17 protein-coding genes are annotated in these 18475 nt (G+C 40.2%); 16 read left to right on the forward strand and 1 reads right to left on the reverse strand.

Translation table 11 applies throughout. The features are described from left to right. Positions 1-10: 10 nt before the first annotated feature. Entirely contained in the window at positions 11-2791 is a 2781-nt protein-coding gene (gene polA, locus HMPREF9075_RS08845) for a DNA polymerase I (RefSeq protein ID WP_009416204.1), read from the reverse strand. A gap of 351 nt (positions 2792-3142) precedes the next feature. Between polA and HMPREF9075_RS08850 the strand changes: the two genes are divergently transcribed. The 16 genes from HMPREF9075_RS08850 to HMPREF9075_RS14080 all read left to right on the forward strand — a co-directional run bounded on the left by HMPREF9075_RS08850 (position 3143) and on the right by HMPREF9075_RS14080 (position 18395). Continuing rightward, positions 3143-3622 (forward strand): Dps family protein, encoded by a 480-nt coding sequence (locus HMPREF9075_RS08850; RefSeq protein ID WP_009416205.1) that lies wholly within the window; start codon positions 3143-3145, stop codon positions 3620-3622. A gap of 286 nt (positions 3623-3908) precedes the next feature. Continuing rightward, positions 3909-4988 carry a hypothetical protein gene (locus HMPREF9075_RS08855; protein WP_009416206.1) on the forward strand — a complete coding sequence of 360 codons (1080 nt, stop codon included), beginning with the start codon at positions 3909-3911 and terminating at the stop codon, positions 4986-4988. A gap of 377 nt (positions 4989-5365) precedes the next feature. Next, a complete protein-coding gene (locus tag HMPREF9075_RS08860; protein WP_009416208.1) occupies positions 5366-7522 on the forward strand; it encodes a S9 family peptidase in 2157 nt (718 codons plus the stop codon). Positions 7523-7620: 98 nt separating this feature from the next. Beyond that, entirely contained in the window at positions 7621-9018 is a 1398-nt protein-coding gene (locus HMPREF9075_RS08865) for a peptide MFS transporter (protein ID WP_009416209.1), read from the forward strand. 315 nt (positions 9019-9333) lie between these two features. Then, positions 9334-9546, forward strand: a complete 213-nt coding sequence (locus HMPREF9075_RS08870; protein ID WP_157049244.1) for a hypothetical protein — start codon at positions 9334-9336, stop codon at positions 9544-9546. A gap of 31 nt (positions 9547-9577) precedes the next feature. Further along, positions 9578-11524, forward strand: a complete 1947-nt coding sequence (locus tag HMPREF9075_RS08875) for a hypothetical protein (protein WP_009416211.1) — start codon at positions 9578-9580, stop codon at positions 11522-11524. Positions 11525-11560: 36 nt separating this feature from the next. Continuing rightward, on the forward strand, positions 11561-12499 hold the full coding sequence (locus tag HMPREF9075_RS08880; RefSeq protein ID WP_009416212.1) for an SIMPL domain-containing protein: 939 nt from the start codon (positions 11561-11563) through the stop codon (positions 12497-12499). A gap of 30 nt (positions 12500-12529) precedes the next feature. Then, positions 12530-13474, forward strand: a complete 945-nt coding sequence (locus HMPREF9075_RS08885; protein WP_009416213.1) for a hypothetical protein — start codon at positions 12530-12532, stop codon at positions 13472-13474. A gap of 7 nt (positions 13475-13481) precedes the next feature. Then, the gene (locus tag HMPREF9075_RS08890; RefSeq protein ID WP_009416214.1) at positions 13482-13955 is read left to right on the forward strand and encodes a hypothetical protein; all 474 of its coding nucleotides are present in this window, start codon (positions 13482-13484) and stop codon (positions 13953-13955) included. Between the two features lie 148 nt (positions 13956-14103). Continuing rightward, positions 14104-14706 (forward strand): hypothetical protein, encoded by a 603-nt coding sequence (locus HMPREF9075_RS08895; protein WP_009416216.1) that lies wholly within the window; start codon positions 14104-14106, stop codon positions 14704-14706. Positions 14707-14714: 8 nt separating this feature from the next. Further along, positions 14715-15251, forward strand: coding sequence for a DUF4303 domain-containing protein (locus tag HMPREF9075_RS08900; protein WP_009416217.1), 537 nt, complete (start codon positions 14715-14717; stop codon positions 15249-15251). A 142-nt stretch (positions 15252-15393) separates the two neighbouring features. Continuing rightward, positions 15394-15741, forward strand: a complete 348-nt coding sequence (locus HMPREF9075_RS08905) for a hypothetical protein (protein WP_009416218.1) — start codon at positions 15394-15396, stop codon at positions 15739-15741. A gap of 279 nt (positions 15742-16020) precedes the next feature. Then, positions 16021-16611: a Crp/Fnr family transcriptional regulator gene (locus HMPREF9075_RS08910; protein WP_009416219.1), complete on the forward strand. Its 591-nt coding sequence runs from the start codon at positions 16021-16023 to the stop codon at positions 16609-16611. Between the two features lie 115 nt (positions 16612-16726). Further along, positions 16727-17374: an NADPH-dependent F420 reductase gene (locus HMPREF9075_RS08915; protein ID WP_009416220.1), complete on the forward strand. Its 648-nt coding sequence runs from the start codon at positions 16727-16729 to the stop codon at positions 17372-17374. A 235-nt stretch (positions 17375-17609) separates the two neighbouring features. Next, positions 17610-17990 carry a hypothetical protein gene (locus HMPREF9075_RS08920; protein ID WP_009416221.1) on the forward strand — a complete coding sequence of 127 codons (381 nt, stop codon included), beginning with the start codon at positions 17610-17612 and terminating at the stop codon, positions 17988-17990. A gap of 84 nt (positions 17991-18074) precedes the next feature. After that, positions 18075-18395: a DUF6660 family protein gene (locus HMPREF9075_RS14080; protein WP_009411032.1), complete on the forward strand. Its 321-nt coding sequence runs from the start codon at positions 18075-18077 to the stop codon at positions 18393-18395. The last annotated feature ends 80 nt before the right edge of the window (positions 18396-18475 follow it).

Consider the following 18475-nt stretch of genomic DNA (forward strand, 5'->3'; position numbering starts at 1 on the left):
TTACATTTTTTTAATGCGCATCGAGCCAGTTGTTGCCTATACCTAAATCGGCAACTAATGGCACCGAAAGTTTAAAGGCATTTTCCATAGCTTCTTTTACAAGCGGTTTTACCACTTCTAATTCATTTTTAGGAACATCAAACACCAACTCATCGTGCACTTGTAGCAGCATACGCGTTTGCAATTGCTGCGCTTGCAGTTGCTCATAAATGCGAATCATAGCAATTTTAATAATATCGGCTGCCGACCCTTGTATAGGTGCATTCACCGCATTGCGCTCAGCCGCCCCGCGCACCACTTGATTGCGCGAGTGAATATCGGGTAAATAACGGCGTCTGCCCAATACCGTCTCTACATAGCCGTGTTCTTGAGCAAAACGTATCTGTTTATTGATATAATTGCGCAAATTGGGGTAGGTAGCGTAGTACGTATCTATCAGCTCCTTGCTTTCCGACCTGCTCAGGTCGGTTTGAGCCGAAAGCCCAAAAGCCGACACTCCGTAGATAATCCCAAAATTCACCGTTTTGGCGTGGCTGCGCTGCTCTCGCGTTACCGCTTCTAAAGGCACGCCAAACACTTTTGCGGCTGTTGCTCTGTGAATATCCTCGCCGTGCAAGAACGATTCAATCATATTATGCTCTTCGCTCAAAGCTGCAATAATGCGCAATTCAATTTGCGAATAGTCGGCTGAAAGGAGTACATAATCTTCATTACGGGCAATAAACGCTTTGCGCACCTGCTGACCGCGAGGCGTACGAATAGGAATATTTTGCAAGTTGGGATTGTTGCTACTAAGCCTACCGGTAGCAGCCACCGTCTGCATATAAGTAGTATGCACCCGCCCTGTGCGAGGGTTCACCTCCAAAGGCAAGGCATCTACATAGGTAGATTTTAGCTTCTGCACTTGTCGCCATTCTAATATATCGGCTACTATTTTGTGCTTAGCAGCAAAAGGCGCCAACACCTCTTCGGAAGTAGCATACTGCCCCGTTTTGGTCTTCTTCGGTTTGCTATCTATTTTCAGCTTTTCAAAAAGAATATCACCTAATTGCTTAGGCGACCCTAAGTTGAAGGCTTCTCCCGCTTGCTCGGCTATGGCAGTTTCCAATTGGGCACTTTCGGCATCTAAGGTTTTGGCGTATTCTTTCAGATAAGGCACGTCTAGATTTACCCCCTCGCGTTCCATAGCTGCAAGCACCTTCAGCAAAGGCATTTCCAAGTCGTTATATATTTTCTGAGCGTTCACTTTAGGCAGTTCAGCCTTAAAAATATCTTTCAGCTGCCAAGTTACATCGGCATCTTCGGCAGCGTATTCTTTCACCTCATTCAAAGGGACAGTACGCATTGAGCGCTGCGATTTCCCCTTGCCAATCAAGCGTTCAATAGCAATGGGTGTATACCCCAAATAAGTCTCGGACAGCAAATCCATATTATGGCGCATATCGGGGTTGATAAGGTAGTGTGCTATCATCGTATCAAACAAAGCCCCCTGTACCTCAAGACCATAATTTTGCAGTACCTTCAAGTCATATTTCAAATTCTGACCTACCTTAGCGATATCTTTATGTTCAAAAAACGGGCGAAAAACGTTTAGCAAGGCAGTAGCCGCCTCTTTTTCGGCAGGAAAAGGCACATAATAAGCCTTATGAGCCGACCAACAAAACGAAATACCTACCAATTCAGCCTCAAGAGCATCAATAGCAGTAGTTTCGGTATCAAAACACACCTCTTTTTGCTGCAACAAGCTCTGCAAAAGCAACTGACAAGCCATAGGCGTATCGACCAACTGATACAAGTGTTCTGTATTGGCAGCGGTTTTTCTCTCTACTGCTGCCATTTGTGGTTCAGCAAAAAGGTCTAACTGCATTGCAGTCATAGCAGTGGCTTTCTGATTGGGTTGCGCTACCACTTCTGGTTGGTACACTTTCTGAAAATTGACTAATAACTGACGAAATTCCAGTTCGTCAAAAAGTTTTCCTACCGCTTCAAAATCAGGAGTAGAGACCTTACAATCTTCAGCATCAAAAGTTACGGGCACATCGAGCATAATAGTAGCCAGCTGCTTGGAAAGGATACCCTTTTCTTTGTTGTTTTCTATATTTTCGCGTAGCTTACCCTTCAGTTGGTCGGTATTGGCAAGAAGATTTTCCAAAGAGCCAAAGTCGGCAAGGAGTTTTTTAGCGGTTTTTTCGCCCACCCCAGGAAGCCCAGGAATATTATCGACCGCATCGCCCATCATACCGAGAAAATCAATCACCTGCAAGGGGTTTTGCACTTCAAATTTCTCTTGTACTTCTTTCACCCCCCATATTTCTACCTCATTGCCATTGCGGGCAGGGCGATACATAAAGATATTGTCGCTCACCAGCTGGGCATAATCCTTATCGGGGGTAACCATATAGACTTCAAAATCTTGTTTTTCAGCCTGTTTGGCAAGTGTACCGATAATATCATCCGCCTCGTAGCCCTCTTTTTCTATAATAGGGATATGCAGAGCGTTGAGAATTTGATGTATGTAAGGGATAGCTATACGGATAGCCTCAGGGGTTTCTTCGCGGTTAGCCTTATAGTCGGTAAAGAGTTCTGTACGAGCTACACTTCCCCCCTTGTCAAAAGCCACTGCTAAATGATGAGGTCGCTCTTTTTTCATTACATCAAAAAGAGAATTCATAAAACCCAAAATAGCAGAAGTGTTCAGTCCTTTGGAATTGATACGAGGGTTCTTGATAAAAGCATAGTAGCCCCTAAAGATAAGGGCATAAGCATCGAGTAAGAAGAGACGTTTTTTCATAGCCGTAACGTTTTTTAGAGCGCAAAGGTAGTAAAATAATGGTAATTGGCAATTTATCATTCACCATTAACCTCTTCACTAAGCCTTCAGCCAACAAAAGCAGGCAAGAATGCGAGCGAAGGTTGAGCGAAGGTTGAGCGAAGGATAATCGAAGGAAAGTAGCCGAGTATGTGAGGCTAATCGAATGACTAGTATAAACAGACTTCACCATACATTTTAACTACTAAAGACTAAAATTGAGCTATTAATCAAATCATTATATTAAAATCAAAAAAATCTATTAGTTTTTAATTTTATTATCTAAAAAACTTATTATCTTTGCAGCGTAAAACTAAAAAATAAAACATAATTATGAGTTTAAATACCTTAGGGCTTGACAAAGCCAAAGTAGAAAAAGAAGTGGAATTGCTAAACATTTTGTTGGCGAACTACCAAACGTATTACCAAAACCTTCGTGGAGTACATTGGAACATCAAAGGGAAACGCTTTTTTGAACTACACGTAAAGTTTGAAGAGCTTTACACAGCTGCTCAAGAACAAGTAGACCAAATTGCAGAACGTATCCTTACACTTGGAGGCGTGCCTTTCCATACCCTAAGCAGCTATGTACAGCACGCTACTGTACCTGTAGGTGAAAACATCTTTGACGATGAGAAAACAGTACGCTTGGTAATTGACACTATTAGTGCTTTACTACCTTTGGAAAGGGAACTCCTTACTTTCTCTGACGAAATAAACGATGAGGGTACTAATACACTTATCAGTGATTTTGTTGTGGAACAAGAAAAGAACGTATGGATGCTTAAATCATACCTAAACGAAGTTATTTAATTAGTAGTTAGCATTTAGTCGTTAGTCGCTGGATTGTGGTGTTTTTTAACGAGTAAGGACTAAAACTTTGGCAAAGCTCATAGCGCAATACTATGAACTTTGCCAAAGTTTTTTTGTAGTTTATCTATACCAACACACAAAAAATTAAAGCCTGCTAAAGAAATTATAAAAAAAGTTAAGATTTTTCTTGGTGGGTATTAAAAAATGTATTACTTTTGTAGTGTAAAAACAAAAAGACTACGACTAACGCTATAAAACTGAAAATTAATCAATTATTATTCATACAATGAAAAGTTTTTATTCTATTTTGGCACTAATGTGCCTAACCGTTCTTTTTGTATTGGGATGTTCTAAAGACGACACCCCTACCCCTGAAAAGCCTAATACGGGCACTACGACCCAGACGCCTACTACACAAACGGGTACTACCCAAACAGGCACTACACAATCGGGTACGACTACGCAAACGCCTACTACCCAAACAGGTACTACGCAAACAGGCACTACACAATCGGGTACGACTACACAAACGCCTACTACCCAAACAGGTACCACACAAACAGGCACTACCCAACCTGCTCAGCCTGCCCAACAAGTGGTAAAAATAAAGGTTACCGAAGGAGGTAAGCCTTTGGCAGACAGGAAAGTATATGGCATTGCTGGAGACTTGGCTTTCCAAGGAGTTAAAACTGAAATAGCCAACTGGCAGGGACAAAATCCTGCTTTTGAGGGTAGTGTATCGCTCATAGGCACTACTGATGCGCAAGGTATGGTTACTTTTACCTTTAAACGTGACCAAAATATTCCTGATTACTACTTTTTTGTGGTAACTGCTGAAGAACCTTTTGTACAAGAAATTACTTTGACCTTGGACGGCAAACCTAAAGAAGGTACTATTGCCTTGGCTACCAAAGTACAGGTATCATTTACAGCGGTAGACAGCGAAAACAAACCTGTGAAAGATGCTACAATTACAGTAGACGAGCAAACACGTTATACTAACGAAAAAGGAGTAGCTACCTTTGTGCTTAAAGATAATACTGACTTTGCATACGTGGCAAAGATGCCTTGTGGCAGCGAAGCAAAAGGCACTATAAAAACTAAAGATGGTGCTAAATTTACAGTAAAATTTACAGTAGCTGAACGTGGTGAAATTACCTTGAAAAACAATACAGGCAAAGCTTGTGTAGTGAAAATGAACGGCAAGGAATACCAACTAAATGCGGGTGAAAGCAAGGTAGTGAAAGGCTTGACTTTGGGTATTTACGATGCGCATCTTTTTGTTGATGGCAAAGAAGTGAATAAATACTATGGTTGCCAACTAAACTGCCAAAGTAAGACATTTACTTTTGATTTTACTCTTTAGTATATACCTCAATCTAAACAATTAAGAATGGCTAATGAAAAGAGGCTGCCAGAAACAAAACCTTTCGGGCAGCCTCTTTTTTTTATGTTTGTGCGGCTCAGAGGGGGGAGCAAAAAGTTTTGTTCTGTGAGGGCTATTTGCCAATCGCCCCTACAATGTGATTGATTATCAGAGCAATTAACTTTGTCAAACTCTGAAAGTTTGCCAAAGTGTGTGGTGCAAGCTAATGGCTTTGTATTAATGACTATTTCTTGCTGATAATCAATGTATTAAGAAAAATCAAAGAAAATAAATCGGATTTTATTACGATTATATTAAAAATATTTCATAATATTGCGCACTATATGCAATTATTGTAGCTAAATTACTTGTATTTTATGCGGTTTCTATTTATTGTACTCACTCTTTGTGGGTTTTACTTGCAGGCGCAACAAGCGCAACAAATTACTTTAGAAAATATATGGAAGGAGGGGACTTTTTATCCTGAACGCCTTCGCAGCCTTAAGGCACTGAACCATAGTGCTGAATATACTATTTTGGAATACAATCAAAATAATCTACAAGAAATCAACTTATACGATTTTGCCTCTCTTAAAAAAGTGGGTAGGCTTTATGCTGCGAACCAAGAAATACAACGCATAGACGACTATAGCTTCTCACCTGATGAAACTACTCTGCTGATTGCTACCAACAGCGAGTACATTTACCGACATTCATTTGTAGCCGATTATTACTTATACCACCTCAAGAACAAAACACTACAGCGCATCAGCAACAAAAAGATTGGCGAGCCTCACTTTTCACCTGACGGGAAACTGCTGGCTTACGCTCGTGGTAACAACCTTTATTACTACAACATCGCTACTAAAGAGGAACGACAAATTACTTTTGATGGTGCTAAAAACAAAATCATCAATGGTACTGCCGACTGGGTATACGAAGAGGAATTTGGGGTGGTGCGCCTCTTTGAATGGAGTGCTGATGGTAGTACATTGGCTTTTGTGCGCTCAGACGAACAACAAGTGCCTGAATTTTCTATGGATATATATGGCGATGGGTTATATCCTACGCAAGATCGATTTAAATATCCTAAGGCAGGAGAGGCTAATTCGGTAGTGAGCTTGCATTTATACGATGTGGCAAGTGGTAAAACGCTTGTATCGCCCATATCGGCTTATTACATTCCGCGTTTGCAAGCCGATAAAAAAGGGAATTTTGTAGTGCAGACACTCAACAGGCACCAAAATGACTGGCAGCTGCTACGAATAGGGACTACTGGAAGTACCACCCTGCTGTTGCAGGAAAAAAGCAAGACTTATGTGGAAATAGAAGATACTCCTATAACATTTTTGGAAGACGGGGGATTTATAAGATTATCGGAACGCGATGGTTATAGGCATTTGTACCATTACAACTCTGAAGGCAAATTGCTAACCCAGCTTACCAAAGGGTCGTGGGAGGTAACAGCCTTCTATGGTTATGACACTACCAGCAAGGAATTATACTATCAATCTACCGAAAACGGTTCTATAAACAGAGGCGTTTATGCAACAGGGCTAAACGGCAAGGGCAAAAGAGCCTTGTCGGCAGCAGCAGGTACTAATGGGGCTACTTTTAGCAGCGATTATAAGTGGTATATCCATAGTTTTTCGGATGCACAAACGCCACCACAATACGTGCTGAGAGATAGCAAAACGGCGCAAGTGCAACATAACATCATTGACAATAAGGCTTATGCGGAACGGCTAAAAGCATACAACCTCCCCAAAAAGGAGTTTTTTGAACTAAAAACAAGCAAGGCTACCCTGAATGCTTATATGATAAAGCCGGTAGACTTTGATGCTAACAAGCGCTACCCTGTGTTGTTTTACCAATATTCGGGACCAGGGTCGCAACAGGTGGCTAACAAATGGTGGGGAAATGATGATTTTTGGCATAGTATGCTCACCCAACGCGGTTATATAGTGGTGTGCGTAGATGGGCGCGGTACGGGCTTCAAAGGAGCTGACTTCAAGAAATGCACTTACCAACAATTAGGCAAATACGAGGTGGAAGACCAAGCGGAAGCGGCTAAAATTGTAGGGGGCTATCCTTATGTAGATGCTTCGCGCATAGGTATTTGGGGCTGGAGCTTTGGGGGCTTTATGTCGTCTAACTGCTTATTCCAGCACGGCGATATATTTAAGGCTGCCGTAGCGGTAGCTCCTGTTACCAATTGGCGTTTTTACGATACTATCTATACAGAGCGTTTTATGCGTACACCACAAGAAAATGCGGCAGGTTATGACGACAATTCGCCTATTACGCACGCTGCCAAACTTAAGGGTAAATACTTACTGATACACGGCAGTGCTGATGATAATGTACACGTGCAAAATGCTATGGTACTGATAAACACGCTTATTGGAGAACAAAAAACATTTGACTGGCGTATCTACCCTGACAAAAATCACGGCATTTACGATTATACGGGCAATACGCGCTGGCTGCTATACCAGCAAATGACACGCTTTTGGGAAGAGGCGATGAGGTAATTTGGAAATTAGAAAATTAGAAAATTGGGAAATTAGCAAATTGGGAAATTTGGGAATATGATTAACAAATAAAATTAATTAAAATAGATTTATAAACGATGGAAAATGTAACAAATGAGAAAAAGAAGCATCCCAAAGGGCTTTATTTAGTCTTTTTGACTGGGATGTGGGAGCGTTTTAGTTACTACGGTATGCGTGGTATCCTAATGTTATACCTTACCAAGACGTGGCTGGAGGGTGGTTTGGCTTTTGACCCTCAGTTTGCCTCACTTATTTATGGATTTGCCACAGGTCTTACTTATTTTACGCCACTGATAGGTGGATGGATAGCTGATAATTTCTTAGGTCAGCGAAAATCGGTATTGTTAGGGGGCTTTATAATGTTCTTGGGAGAGGCTGCGCTCTTTGCGATACATTCTCATTTTGGGCTTTACTTAGGTCTGTTCCTGCTGATTATTGGTAATGGGTTCTTCAAACCTAATATTTCGGCACTTGTAGGTGGACTTTACGAGCCAGGTGACAAGCGTTTAGATTCGGCATTTTCTATCTTCTATATGGGTATCAACCTTGGGGCTTTCTTGGCACCGCTACTTACAGGGTTGCTTACTGATAACATCTTTGCGAGCAACGTTACTAATCCCGAAACGGGCGAGGTGATAATATCGTATGGTTATAAATACGGATTTGCGGCAGCAGCTGTGGGAATGCTTGTGAGTGAAGTGATATTTATTCTATTTGCTCAAAAATATTTAGGCGACTTAGGTTTGCACCCTAAAGGAGGAAAGAAAACAGCTAATGTATCGGAAGCTGAAGCTCACAGACCACTTACTAAAGAAGAAAAAGAACGTATTGTGGTAATTTTTGTGTATTTCTTCTTTGCGATATTCTTTTTTGCAGGCTTTGAACAAGCGGGGTCTTCACTTACGTTATACACTGATAACTATATCAATAGGAATGTATTGGGGTATGAAATTCCTACAGCTTGGTTCCAATCGGTGAATCCGCTGTTTATAGTGTTATTAGCACCAGTGTTTTCAAGTATCTGGAGCAGTAAGTTTGGGCAAACGCTCACTACACCTTTCAAGATGGGTATGGGTATGATTCTTTTGGGGGTAGGGTTCTTCTTTATGCTGGGAGCTGTATACGAACGCGGAGGCTCTATAGGCAATGACCCTACTGATGTAGCCGTAAAAGCAAGTCTTGCGTGGCTGGTACTCACTTACTTAATACACACTATAGGTGAGCTATGCCTATCGCCCGTGGGGCTTTCTATTGTTACGAAACTTTCACCACCAAAATTGGCAGGCTTGCTAATGGGTGTGTGGATGACAGCGGCATTTTTTGCTAATGCAGCAGGAGGTTTCATTGCTTCATATGTAGAAAAATTAGGTGCAAGTGTTATCTTTACTGCTATTTCGGCATTTGTAATTCTTTGTGGATTGGTAATGATCTTGCTAAACAAGAAGCTACAACAGATGATGCACGGTGTGAAATAACAAGCAATATAAAAAATTAAAAGTACTATAATAGTACGCAACGGGTGTCCGAAAAGTTTTTTTGTGAGGGCGAATTGTCCTACAATATGATTGAAAACGATTGATTATCAGAGCAATTAACTTTGGCAAACTCTGAAAGTTTGCCAAAGTGTGTGGCGCATTGATTATCGGAGCAATTAACTTTGTCAAACTTTGAAAGTTTGACAAAGTGTGTGGCGCAATCATACTTTTAAAACTTTTCGGACACCTTATTTTTTTGTATTATGGCAATTATTTTGTATCTTTGCAGTAAGAATGAAAAAATACTCAATGATTATGGACACACTTGTTGAAAAAAAAGAAGAAGCTGTTGAAAATAAAGTAACAACAGCTGAAAACGAGACCCCTGAGAAAAAAATGACGATGTGGGATTACGTTTTGAAATTTAAAGAAAAACCTTTGATTAGGGTTTTAGATGAAGATTTGGTTTTTGGTCCTAATATGTGGACACGACTAATGCAGGAAGAGGGGAGCAAGGGGCTAAAGTAATTCACAATCCAAGATAAATGAAAATAAAAATATGACAAAGAAACTTTTAACTATCTTATTGGCGATATTTGTAATCTTTATCGCTTGTAACAAAGAGGAAACGCCAGCGCCTACGCCTGCTAATACCTCATCGCCTACTACACAAACGGGACAAGTTACCTCTACTACACAAACGGGAACTACTACCCCCACTACACAATCGGGGACTACGCAACTGAGCAGCGAGAAAGATATTCTTAGCTTTAAAATACACTTTGGTCAGTATGGTGAGATTGCTGGTACTATTAGCGGTACGAACATTACAGTAGTAGTGCCTGTAAATGCTGAAAAGTATTGGACGGGACTCAAACCTATGGTAGAAGTGTCGCCAAAGGCAGATGTAAGTCCGTATTCATTACAAGAGGTGAATTTTATGCATCCGCCTGTAACGTATACGGTTACGGCTGAAGATGGCAGCAAAAAGGAATATTACGCTACCGTAAAGATTGATACTTCTACCGAAGTGGAGCACTTTTCACTTAGAACCGAAGACGACCGTCATTATTTTACTGGTACAAAAGCTACTGCAGGGGGGATTACAACTTATACCTTTGAAATAGACGACGAATACGACATCAAGCGGCTACGTACTATTATCCGTTTGAAAGACAAGCGCGCTACGGTACACCCTGCCGATGATAGCATAGTGGATTTCTCGCAGCCTGTGCGCTATACCGTTACTGACACTGAAGGCAACAAGCGGGACTTTATAGTGGTGGTACGCAAGCTACTACCTCGTTATATAGCGATTTCGCAAGTGAATGTAATCGACAACAACGGCGCAAAGGCAGACGAGATAATCATAAAAACGAACTACTTGCCGAGCAAAAAAGAGGATATAAGCCTTACTATTACCTCTGTGATCAACCCGCAACTGAATTACCCTCTGCGAGTGGTGAGCATAGACAAGGCAAGCAATAAAATCACCGCTGAAGTTCCCAGTACCTACTACAGCTGTACCTATTATCTAAACGTAAGCTATGACGGCAAAACTCCTAATGAAAAACCTTCTGTGTTACTCAACAATGGGTTGCCTTACTTTGCGGGGGTACAATCGTATTCTGGTGGGAAAGCTTATAAAACATTGGTATTCCCTAAAGAAGACTTTCAAGTATACCTATACGGCAAAGATATGCGCCAATACGAACTCTTCTTGCGCAAAAATGGTGTAGATTATCCTTTTATACGAAAATACAACGTAGAGTATTTGGAAATGCCTAACCTGCCTAGTACTCCCATAGAAAGTGGGCGTGATTTTTACTTTGTGATAAAAGTAAACGGGCGCGAATACGTATTTCCTTTTGTAAATCACAAGCAAGAACCTATAGAGGTGCTTGTTGCTAACAAGCCTGTGATTACCTCTATCTCGCGAAACGTAGTAGATAAGGGACAAGAGATAACCGTTTATGGCAGGAATTTGAACTTTGACTTTATGCACGAAAGTCTACCGAATATGTTGGTATTAGAAAAGTCCATGAAGCGTGTTTTTGTAGATAAAGTGCGTGCTGATAGGGATAGAAGTGTAACCTATAAAATTAACGATGAAGTACCTGCTGGAGAGTATGAATTTTGGGTAAGGCTGTTGAATGTAGACACCGAATCGGAGCGATATGAGGGCACTATAAGAGTGCGTATGCCTGAAAGTACGCACCCACGATTGCGTGTAACGAAAGCTCTAATTTACAGCAAATACAACCAATACTTTCCTTGCCAAGTACAGCTCACCTTTAACGAAGCTTTTGGCAGTGCCCGTGTGAAGGAAATAGTGTATCCTCACAACATCAGGATTGCTAACCTTGTGCAATATACTAACACTATACTTACTACCAAGTTAGACAAAGATTCTTGTAACGAAGTAGATAACGAACTTGATGGCTATGCGCTGATAGAAGAAAACGGCAGGGAATACAAGGTATACTTCAACACAGAAGTATATTAAGTTTGATAGGACAATCATATAAAAACAGAAAACGATATGAAAGATTTATTTTTGACTGCTGCCATAATATGCTCTTCCTTTGCTTTTGGGCAAGCCTCTGGCAATGTAAATTATAAAGACAGAAGCCGCAATAGCTGGAATAGCGATGATACGACTCTTGATTTTCCGCTCAATTACGAAATGGTGGTAACGGCTAAAGGCTTGGCGAATGTAAAAGCTGATGCCTTTGTAGCTATTTTTAGTATAGTGCAAGTAGGCAAAACGGCTGAAGAAGCTACGCAACTGATGGTTCAGCGTCTTTCGTCTGCCTTGTCTGCTCTTAAGGCTAAAAACTTTGAATTTTTTGTAGATATGATTTCGTTTGTGCCTATGTACGAATACGAAACTGAGAAAAAAGTGTTCAGCAAGCGTACTTACAACGAACTGCCGGTGGGCTTTGAACTGAAGCAAAACCTCCATATCAGAATAAAAGAGGCTTCTCAGCTAAATGAACTTATCATCTTACTCTCTAACAGTGAGATTTACGACCTTGTGCGAATGGATTACTACGCCAGCAACCTCGAGTCGGTAAAAAAAGAGCTGATGAGCAAAGTGAAAGCTGCTTTTGCGGACAAGCAAAAACTCTATGAAACGACCCTTGGCGAAAGCTTTGCTACTGCTGAAAAGAAAGTAATTGATGGTTTTGTACAGACTTCACCCTCACAGCAATACAAAAGCTACGAAGCCTACAACAGTGCTTCGCTGCAAGGCAAACGCGCAGGCAATATACTGCAAGCTAACAAATCGGTAACGCAGTACTACCAGCCTATTGCTGATAAAGATTTTGATGTAGTACTGAACCCTATTATCACCGAGCCTGTTATACAAATTGTTTACGAGATGAAAATGAGTGTAAATCGCCCTGAAAGAAACAAAAACAAAGAGGTGATGTTCTTAACGCCCACAGGCGAACTTAAAAAACTAAATCTTCCTTAAAATATTAAAGTAAAAAAGTATTAGATAGTTATGAAAAACAGCTTTAAACTCTTTTGTTTGTTTTTCCTGCTGCTTTGTGTGGGCTGTGCTTCTCCTAAGAAAATTATAGTTCCTGAGGATTATTGTGTTCCTCCAGCATATACCATAACTTCGGATAAAGAAGCTCCTATAGAAATAGATGCTGAAGAATTTGCATTGAATAAAAAGCTTTTTAACGGAAAATTATCTGACAGAAACATTCTTATTGCCTACGCTTCGCATATAGACAAACCTTTATTGGCACTGATGGCCTTAGACGATGCCCCCTCTAACGAAGCGCAACAAAAGCGCAACACGCTGCAATTGGAAATCCACAGCAAGATTACGGCTATTTTCTCGCAAATGAATGCTGTAACTGCAGAGTTGGATTGCGAAGAAGAACGGATAGACCAAATAGCGACTACTATTAGCAACCTCAACGATAAAAATATCAGCAGGCTTACAGTTGCTTCTATTCTTATAGGAGCTGCCGTTTCGGTAGCAGGAGCTTATATAGCAGACGATGGTTGGGATAAAGCTATTGCCGCAGGAGGAGGAGTGCTGGGGGCTGGACTGAGTTTCCTTACCCTTAATCCGAAAGGAAAAAAGGTAATGCTAAAACACCCGCGCAACTTGTTGCGCTCGTTTATGACTGAAAAGAACAATGGTGAGTTTCCTCCTTTTGTGTGGTATATGATTAACGAACACCGCTTTACCAATTCAGGAGAAGGTTCTATTTTGCAGCATATGCAGCAAAGGTGGGTGAAGAATCTTTTTGATAACGACAAAGAAGAGGCTCTAAAAGCAGTGCTTTTCAGCGATGGGGGTATCTATTATGCAGGCGATTTGCATACCCGTGCTGAGATGTTCGACCAAATGCAGTCGGTAATACATTCGCTTCATCAAAATATAGACTTTTTTATACAAGAAGTGAATATGCTGATGCTAAAAAAATAACAGCTTAATGAGAAAACTTTTTTTATTTCTATTGATAGGGGCTACACTTCCTGCTGTAGCCCAAACTTCTAAAGAACTTCTATACGTAATAGATGCTAGTTACCTCAAACAAGGGTCTACTTATGGGCAGTTGGGGTTGCATTACAACTATTACGACAGCGATAATGTAGCGTTACTGGCAGGGATTGCGGGAAACTTCCGCAGTGAGAACAAACAGCTTATCGCTATAGGCGAAGCACAACTCTCGGCGTGGATAAGAGCCGATAATGAGCGTGGAGGCTTTGTTGATATTCCTGTCTTGCTATTGCGCCCACAGCTGAATTTTTCGCCTTACTACTTCGCCCCTGAAGCAGGCATACAAATTCTCTTTCTTTACATAAAAGCAGGTTACGCTTTCCCTTGGGGCAATACAAATGATAACTATCCTTTTGAGACGGGAAAATTTCGCCTTTCAGTAGGGATAATTATACCGATAAAATAAACTTGTTTTGTCGCAAAAAAAGTGTATTTTTGCGACAAAATAATAGCTTATATCGTATGGAAAGTACTGATGATAAAATACTTAAAAGGTTATCAAAATGCGGAAGGGGTATATTGAGAAATGGCTTTGAGAAACTATTAAAGATAGTATGATAACCAATAAGATTATATACAGAAATATCATTTTGGAATGGGGAAAAGCTACCAACTATGTGGAAGCATTTCAAGATGTCTTTGCTTTTGACAGCGAACAACAATTATGCTATCTAAAAATACAGTTATTGCATAATATAGGTTCTTTATCTCTTCCCATACCACCTTTCTATACTGAAATAGATGAGAATCTACCCATTTCTAAGATAAAAAGAGGAGATTTTAGCTTTGAAGGAAAGGAGATTGACAATATTCGTCAGTATTTATGTGATGATATGCTTATTTTTAGCTATACCACACAAAGTACAATATTTAATCTGGATGTTAAAAAAGTAACTGATAATTTGTTCTTTCTATTAGACAGAGAAAATACATTAAAATACATTGTAGTTACAAAGATATCAACCTTCCCTTTTAGAGATTATTATTTAGATGAAAAAGTACTTAGAGAAATCTATTTTCTTGCTTACACTTATGAACTTGATGACGAAGTACAACTGAGAAGCCTGCTCCAAATGATACAGAGTGAGGAGCGCTATAAAGAGATTTTCAAAAGTGAATTAGATGATTTAATAGAAGAAGTAGAAGATTTTTTTTAATAAACAAAATGTCCCCTGAACTACAACCGTTAGGCGAAGCTATTTTTGAGGCTGCCAAAAAAGCATTTTTAAAACTCTTTGAAAACGGAGAGCATTATTACTATTGTGTGTTACTCACTACGGGGGAGGCGCTTCCTCCTTGTATTGCAGCATGGTCGGTGGAAGCTTTAGAACGATTTGTAAATGAAAATGCTATCCCCGAAGAGGAAATACCATACTACAAATACTCATTTGCCGATAGCCCTTATTACGCTTTTGGTTATGAGGAATATTTTCAGCAGGTAAAGCAGTTTTTTGAGGAGCGTGATTCTCTTATGGATTACAACGATGAAGAGCAATGGGACGAGGAATACAACCTCCGACTTGCTGCTATGGTATATGCGATGAAAAAACTCGATGCCTCGGGTATTTTTGCCCTCAACCAAGTACGAGAACAAGTGTATATAAATGTAGAACTGATGCCCCCTGATGATACCGATATAGAAAGAGCGTTATACTTTAATAAGGTTGAAAATATAGAGGAATGGCTTGGTATTTTTGGCTGATATTTCTTTTATAACATTTTAAAACTTTTGCCCATATAAGCTAATTATAAATAGATTTATGTCTTTACAATAACATTTTGCTAAATACATTTCGGGAGAAACCGAACAAATAGACATATCAGCTAATTAACAAATTAACATTATGACCTCAGACGAATTTGCAAAGAATTTTTATATTGAAAAGCTAAATTTTTTAAAGTCGTGCTTTCAGGTACAACCAGACTATCCTTCAGCTGTAAATACCAAAATAAAAGAAATGGCACTGAGCAGTACTCAAAAAGAACAATTAGAAGAAGTGATTGACCTGTTGTTAAACGATGTGTTTTACAGCGTGCTATTAGGCTTAGACGGTGAATGCCCCATAGGCAACATACAGCAAGTTTATAGTATATACGATGAAGAAGGGTGTCTTATTTCTGATTGGGGGGAATTGGAAGTGAGTGCTTACGATTACTTTCACGGAGGCAAATACGAAAAAGAAACTGATTAATATAAAACAATATGTTCTGAGGGTACGAGCGAGACGCTCGTACCTACAAGACAAATTCGCAAATCGGCAAATTAACTAATTCATTTCCCATTTTTCTTCTTCTAAATTCAATTGCCGGTGGAAATTGGCGGAGCAAATGAGTACATTTGTTAGTTGGCTGATTATTTACTACTTTTGCACTTGATAATCTTCTGACTAAGGGGCTACTGACGAATTGTGGCTACTGGAATAATGAGCTAATGATGAATATTTTGTACCTTTGTCTTTTAAAACGATACTATGGAACCTTATATCACCCCAATTATCAATCATTTTGAGAAGATTATTCGGCTTAACGCCCAAGAGAAAGCCTATGTAACTGAGGCTTTTCAGCCACGTTTGTACCGCAAGAAGCAATATATCTTGCAGGAAGGCGATGTGTGCCACGTGCTCAATTTTGTAGTGAGCGGTTGCCTGCGGATGTACACCATCAACGAGAAAGGTACCCAGCATATTGTACATTTCGCACCTGAAAACGAGTGGATATCCAACCTAATGAGCCTCTATAAAGAAACACCTTCAGAGTTCAGTATCGATGCCCTCGAAAACACTACTGTACTACAGATAAAACGAGAGGATTTATTTCAACTTTATGGCTATTCGCCTAAGTTCAACCGCATCTTCCGCGTGCTGATAGAGGAAGCCTATGCCCAGCTTCAACAACGTTTCCTATTGAGTATCAGCGCTTCGGCACAAGAAAAATATCGTTACTTCACCCAAGCCTACCCCCACCTGCTTCAGCGGTTGCCACAGACGCAAATTGCTGCTTTTCTAGGAATCACTCCCGTATCGCTTAGCAACGTAAAAGCCGAATTGCTAAGAAATGGATAATTACCTATCGTGCTACGACCTTAAAGTATTTTAAGGGTATTTCTTAAAATACTTTATTGCTTTCGCCTGCCGTATTGCCGTACCTTTGCACCAGAATTTTAAACGTATTATCACAATGAAAAACGCAGAAAAAATTGCCGTTATAGGCTTAGGAAACATTGGTAAGGCAGTAGCCGAAAACCTTAACAAATCAGGTCGCAAATTTATAGTAGCAGGTAGAGATACCGCCAAAGTAAAAGAAGTAGCTAAAGCTTGGCAAAACGTACAAGTAGCCGACATCGCTACTGCGGTAAAAGAAGCCGACATCGTAATCCCCGCTATTTATTTTCCACTTGTAGGCGAGTTTTTAAAAGAACACGCTGAGGCACTCAAAGGAAAAGCAATTGTAGATGTATCTAACCCTATCGCTCCCGATGAAAACGGAGGTTTTAAAAAAGTAATTGCTGCTGAAGCCTCAGCAGGTGAAATCAACGCCTCACACTTGCCACAAGGAGCGCACTTAGCAAAAGCCTTAGGTACGCTAATGGCAGGGTCGCTGAGTGCAGATGCCTTTGCAACCCCTCACAAGGTGCTTTTCTACGCTACTGATGAAGTAAGTATCAACCCAGTGGTGGAGCAACTTATCAAAGACACAGGTTTTGAACCTGTACGTGTAGGCGGTCTCAATCAGTCTATCCGTATAGAAGTATTCGGCGAGCTACACGAAGCAGGAGCTGTAGGCAAAACCGTTACTTTAGAAGAAGCAAGACAATTGGTTAAATAGTTGATTAGTAAAGAAAACAGAATTTTTTCTACCTCCTATAAATTAGCCAATGTGTCGATAACACATTGGCTAATTGGCTAATTATTTTTATCTTTGCGCCATTATCACATTGGCAAATTAACACATCAACACATTGGCAAATTGCTTATGTGGCTCGCACTTATTGAACTACTTCAATGTTTTTCGCCCCTAACCTGCCGTACCTTTGCAGCGTGAAATTAAACGTTGTAAAAGTATGGCAGTTTTTATATTAATAGTCGGTATTATCCTCTTTAGTGTACTCTTTCGCAAACGCGAAGAGCACTGGCTTCCTTTTGGCAAAGACCACATCTTGCGAAAATTTGAGCAAGGTGGTCGTACCTTTATATACGAACAAGCCTCTTTTGGGTCTTCGCAAGAAACCGTGTATTACATTTATCAATTAGTTTATGAACTTACTAAACGCAAAGGTTTGTTGGAGAGCAAATACGATTTATACGATTTTTCTTACAACATCTTTTGTTATGAAGAAACAACCTTAAGGATATTTCGGTATGATACTTATATTTATCTTATCCGCAGTACCGAGCCTATAAGTATTGAAGAATTTGAAAGAATAAACCCGTATGTTAATTAGGTAATTAGCAAATTTGGGAATTAGCAAAAAAATTATCATTGATTGATTGCTATATGTCATTGTTTTACTATCTTTGCTCCCAATATGAGATTTTTCACCTTCATACTCAGCTTATATCTGTTGGCACTCACTGGGCTGCCCTGTACGGATATGCTTGAAGGTGAGGAGTCTTCAGCTTCTTATGAATTTGTAACAGCCCCAACTGGGGAACACTCTCATTTTCATTTGGATAGCTGTTCACCTTTCTGCATTTGCACTTGCTGCCAAATGGTAATCAGCACGCCCACTACTTATGAGGCCTTAACCATTGCTCAAGCCACCGCAACCATTCCCTCCTATAGCTATCCCCTGACCGTATGGTCTTCGAACTACTATGGGAATATCTGGACTCCTCCCAAGATATAGTCTTTTCTTTCTTCATCTCAAGTGATTGTTCATTAGTCATCTCACCCATCATTAGTCATTAACTAATCATTAATTCTTAT

Origin of the sequence: Capnocytophaga sp. oral taxon 332 str. F0381, assembly GCF_000318275.2 — a bacterium.
Classification (GTDB): Bacteria; Bacteroidota; Bacteroidia; order Flavobacteriales; family Flavobacteriaceae; genus Capnocytophaga; species Capnocytophaga bilenii.